General features: G+C 71.6%; 5 protein-coding genes. All 5 read left to right on the top strand.

Annotated features, from left to right (window positions below; all coding sequences use genetic code 11):
• Positions 1 to 658: CBS domain-containing protein (locus VMD50_RS11355; protein WP_325427826.1), on the top strand; the 658-nt coding region annotated here is incomplete at its 5' end.
• Positions 655 to 1,197, top strand: a complete 543-nt coding sequence (locus VMD50_RS11350; protein WP_325427824.1) for a DUF1003 domain-containing protein — start codon at positions 655 to 657, stop codon at positions 1,195 to 1,197. The genes VMD50_RS11355 and VMD50_RS11350, both read left to right, overlap by 4 nt.
• Positions 1,198 to 1,299: 102 nt before the next feature.
• Positions 1,300 to 2,616 carry a lytic transglycosylase domain-containing protein gene (locus VMD50_RS11345; protein ID WP_325427822.1) on the top strand — a complete coding sequence of 439 codons (1,317 nt, stop codon included), beginning with the start codon at positions 1,300 to 1,302 and terminating at the stop codon, positions 2,614 to 2,616.
• 36 nt (positions 2,617 to 2,652) lie between these two features.
• Positions 2,653 to 3,798, top strand: a complete 1,146-nt coding sequence (locus tag VMD50_RS11340) for an Mrp/NBP35 family ATP-binding protein (protein ID WP_325427820.1) — start codon at positions 2,653 to 2,655, stop codon at positions 3,796 to 3,798.
• 176 nt (positions 3,799 to 3,974) lie between these two features.
• Positions 3,975 to 4,702: PE family protein (locus VMD50_RS11335; RefSeq protein WP_325427818.1), on the top strand; the 728-nt coding region annotated here is incomplete at its 3' end.

Raw genomic sequence — 4,702 nt, 5'->3', positions numbered from 1 at the left:
GGAGCTGCCCGAGTTGGATCAGGCCGACGTGCTCTCGCAGCTGGGCACCGACCGATCGGCCGACGTGCTCGAGGAGATGGATCCCGACGACGCCGCCGACCTGCTCGGCGTGCTGAACCCGACGGACGCCGAGATGCTGCTCACCCGGATGGACCCGGACGAGTCCGAACCGGTTCGACGGCTGCTGACCCATTCCCCCGACACCGCGGGCGGCCTGATGACCTCGGACCCGGTGGTGCTGACCCCCGACACGTCGGTCGCCGAGGCGCTGGCCCGCGTCCGCGACCCCGACCTGACCGCCGCGCTGTCGTCCATGGTGTTCGTGGCGCGCCCGCCGACGGCCACCCCCACCGGTCGCTACCTGGGCTGCATCCCGTTGCAGCGGCTGCTCCGCGAGGCGCCGGCCGAGCTGGTCGGCGGGATCGTCGACAGCGACCTGCTCACCCTGACGCCGGAGACCCCGCTGGGCGCGGTGACCCGCTACCTGGCCGCCTACAACCTGGTGTGCGGGCCGGTCCTCGACGACCAGAACCACCTGCTGGGAGCGGTGACGGTGGACGACCTGCTCGATCACCTACTGCCGCACGACTGGCGCGTGGACGTGCAGCAACTGGACACCACCGGCCGAATCGAACAACGACTGGGAGGCTCCGGGTGAGCAGATCCACGGCACCGCGAAGGCTCTACACCCCGCGGTCCTCACGCAGGTATTCGCCGCGCCTGGACCCCGAGGCCGTCGGGCAGATCACCGAGTCCATCGCGCGTTTCTTCGGCACCGGCCGCTACCTGCTGATACAGAGCGTCGTGGTGGTGGTGTGGATCGTGCTGAACATATCCGCGGCGGCCATGCGCTTTGACCCGTATCCCTTCATCCTGCTCAACCTGGCCTTCTCCACGCAGGCCGCCTACGCGGCGCCGCTGATCCTGCTGGCCCAGAACCGACAGGAGAACCGAGACCGCGTCGCGCTCGAAGAGGATCGTCGCCGCGCCGCCCAGACCAAGGCGGACACCGAGTACCTGGCCCGCGAACTTGCGGCGTTGCGGCTGGCCGTGGGCGAGGTGGTCACGCGCGAATACCTGCGCCATGAGCTGGAAGACCTGCGCTCTATGCTGACCGCGTTACTGCCGGAAGGCGCGGACGGGGAGGCCGCGGCGGCGAGTGACGACTGGGAGCGGATCGCTAAGAAATCCCGGTAATTATCAATTCCGCCATTGCGCCACTCCCGTCACGCGGGTTATGTATTGTGATCTGGTTCACGAAGCTAAGCAGGTAGTTTCCCGACCTTTGAGGACGGCCGAGTGCGCATTGGGGGACGCTGGGGTCCACGCCCGGCCACCGCGACGATGCGACTGCGGGCACTCCGCGTGACAAAAATCCGCGTGACGAAGACTCCGGCGTTCGGCGTCGCCGTCATCACCCCCTTGGTCTTCGCGGGAGCGGTCGGGGGCGCGGCCCCGACATATACCGGGCACGCCGAACCGGTCCACAACCAGGCCGCGCCGGTGCGCGCTGCCATTTACCCGGTGGCCGCCGTGTCCCCGAGCGTCCCCGACACGTCCGGGCCGGTCGTCATCGCCGCCGACCGCACGCCCACCGCCTTCCACATCGCCGAGGCCGCCCCGTCCGCGCCGCCGCCCCCGATGATCGTGAATGCGCCCGGCGCGCTGGGCATTCCGTCGATCGCCCTGGCCGCATACCGCAGCGCCGAACAGAAGATGGCCGTCGCCGCCCCCGGCTGCGGCGTCAGCTGGAACCTGCTCGCCGGGATCGGGCGCATCGAGTCGGGCCACGCGGGCGGTGGGGCCGTGGACGCGCGCGGCACCGCGGTCGTCCCGATCTACGGCCCCTCGCTGGACGGCACGCTCCCCGGCAACGAGGTGATCCTGCAGAGCACGGTCGGCAATCGCCCCACCTACGCGCGCGCCATGGGGCCGATGCAGTTCCTGCCCGGCACCTGGGCGCGCTACGCCGCCGACGGCAAGGGCGACGGAACCGCCGACCCCCAAAACCTGTTCGACTCCGCGCTGGCGGCCGCCCGGTACCTGTGCAGCGGCGGGCTCAACCTGCGCGACCCCATGCAGGTGATGTCGGCGATCCTGCGCTACAACAACTCGGTGCCCTACGCGCAGAACGTGCTCGGCTGGGCCGCCGCGTACGCCACCGGCGTGGTGCCGGTCGACCTGCCGCCGATGACCGGACCGCCGCCGCCGCTCGGCAACGCGCACGACGATCATCCGGAGGGGCTCGGGCCCAACCTGCCGATGAACGTCATCGGCCTGCCGTCGGACGATCCGTTCGCGCGCACACCGCTGATCGACCTGAGCGGGACGCCGCCCGTTGGTTCGCAGCCGATGTTCCCGTGGATGCAGCCCACGCCGCAGCAGTCGCCGACGCAACTGCCCGGCTGCACGGTGATCTGCATCGGTCCCCAACAAAGCCCGGCGCCGTTCGGGCCGCCGCCGGCGCCGTTCGGGCCGCCGCCGCCCGCTTTCGCGCCGCCGCCGGCGTTCGGAGCGCCGCCGTCCCCGCCCGCCGCGCCCGCGGCCCCGCCCGCCGGTTCGCCCGGCCCCGGGCCGGCCGCCGGCTCCCCCAGGGCGCCCGGCCCGGCCGGCTGACCGGTCCCCCATCGCGCACGCCTAGACTCGGCGGTGATGTCCAGTCACGAGACCACCGACCTGAGCGCGGCCATCCGCACCGCCCTGGGGAAGGTGATCGACCCCGAATTGCGCCGTCCCATCACCGAACTCGGGATGGTCAAGAGCGTCGACGTCGAGCCCGACGGCGGCGTGCACGTCGCGATCTACCTGACCACCGGCGCCTGCCCGAAGAAGACCGAGATCAGCGAGCGCGTCACCAGCGCGGTCGCCGACGTGCCCGGCACCGGGGCCGTCAAGGTGAGCCTGGACGTGATGAGCGACGAACAGCGCACCGAGCTGCGCAAGCAGCTGCGCGGGGACGCCCGCGAGCCCGTCATCCCGTTCGCCCAGCCCAACTCGCTGACCCGGGTGTACGCCGTCGCGTCCGGCAAGGGCGGGGTGGGAAAGTCGACGGTCACGGTCAACCTGGCCGCGGTGATGGCCGCGCGCGGGCTGGCCGTCGGGGTGCTCGACGCCGACATCCACGGCCATTCCATCCCCCGCATGATGGGCACCACCGACCGGCCCACGCAGGTCGAGTCGATGATCCTGCCGCCCATCGCCCACGACGTGAAGGTCATCTCGATCGCCCAGTTCACCCAGGGCAACACCCCGGTGGTGTGGCGCGGGCCGATGTTGCACCGCGCGTTGCAGCAGTTCCTGGCCGACGTGTACTGGGGCGACCTGGACGTGCTGCTGCTCGATCTGCCGCCGGGAACCGGCGACGTCGCCATCTCGGTGGCTCAGCTGATCCCCAACGCCGAGATCCTGGTGGTGACCACGCCGCAGCTGGCCGCGGCCGAGGTCGCAGAACGGGCCGGCAGCATCGCGCTGCAAACCCGCCAGCGCGTCGTCGGCGTCGTGGAGAACATGTCCGGGCTGGTGCTGCCCGACGGCACCACGATGCAGGTGTTCGGCGAGGGCGGCGGCCGGCAGGTCGCCGACCGGTTGTCGCGTGCGGTCGGCGCCGACGTGCCCCTGCTGGGCCAGATCCCGCTGGATCCGGCGCTGGTCGCGGCCGGCGATGCCGGGGTTCCGATCGTGCTGAGCGCGCCGGACTCCCCCGTCGGCAAGGAGCTGCGCAGCGTCGCCGACACCCTGTCGTCGCGACGGCGCGGGCTGGCGGGTGTGTCGCTGGGGCTGGACCCGACGCGCCGCTGAGCGATTCGCGCCAACCCGGCGCGCACACCAGCGCGGAGCCCGGCCGGCCAAACAGCCAGGGGCGGACCAGCGAGCGTGTAAAGCCCTCCTAAGCGGACTACGCTGCGATGTCATCGACTTAGTCAGTCGCGATCAGACGCTCCGATGGTGTGTCGGCCCGGCGGGAGGTCATTGAAATGTCCTATGTGATCGCGGTGCCGGACGCGCTGGGTGCGGTGGCGACGGATTTGACGAACATCGGTTCGACGCTCAACGTCGCCAATGCGGCCGCGGCCGCCGCGACGACCGGAATCGCGGCATCGGCCGCCGATGAGGTGTCGGCGGCAATTGCCGCGTTGTTTTCCGCACGTGGTCAGGCCCATCAGGCGCTCAGTGTTCAGGCGGCGGCATTTCATGCCCAGTTTGTGCAGGCCTTGACGGCGGGCGCGGGGTCGTATGCCGCTACCGAGGCCGCCAATGTTTCGCCGCTGCAGCTCTTCGAGCAGGATCTGCTGGGCGCGATCAACACGCCCTTCCTGGCGTTGACCGGGCGCCCGCTGATTGGCAACGGCGCCAACGGGGCCCCTGGCACTGGACAAGACGGCATGCCCGGCGGGTGGTTGTACGGTAACGGCGGCGCCGGCGGGTCGGGCGGGGCCACCCAACCCAACGGCGGTGCAGGCGGGCCCGCCGGCCTGATGGGTACCGGCGGCGCCGGAGGGGCTGGTGCGCGTTCGTCGATCGGGAACGGCGGCGTCGGTGGGCCCGGCGGGGCCGGCGGCCTGCTGACCGGCAACGGCGGGGTCGGCGGACCTGGCGGGCAGGCAGTGGGCGTGACCGCCGGGAACGGCGGAGTCGGCGGGATCGGCGGGGCTGGCGGGCTGTTTGGTGCCGGCGGGGCCGGCGGAGCCGGCGGGGCAGAATT

Source organism: Mycobacterium sp. (assembly GCF_035506235.1).
Taxonomy (GTDB): domain Bacteria; phylum Actinomycetota; class Actinomycetes; order Mycobacteriales; family Mycobacteriaceae; genus Mycobacterium.
This window is presented reverse-complemented; position numbering and strand designations above follow the sequence as displayed.

Excerpts from the sequence above, each read along its gene's own strand:
- VMD50_RS11340 (WP_325427820.1), top strand. The coding sequence starts at position 2,653 with ATGTCCAGTCACGAGACCACCGACCTGAGCGCGGCCATCCGCACCGCC.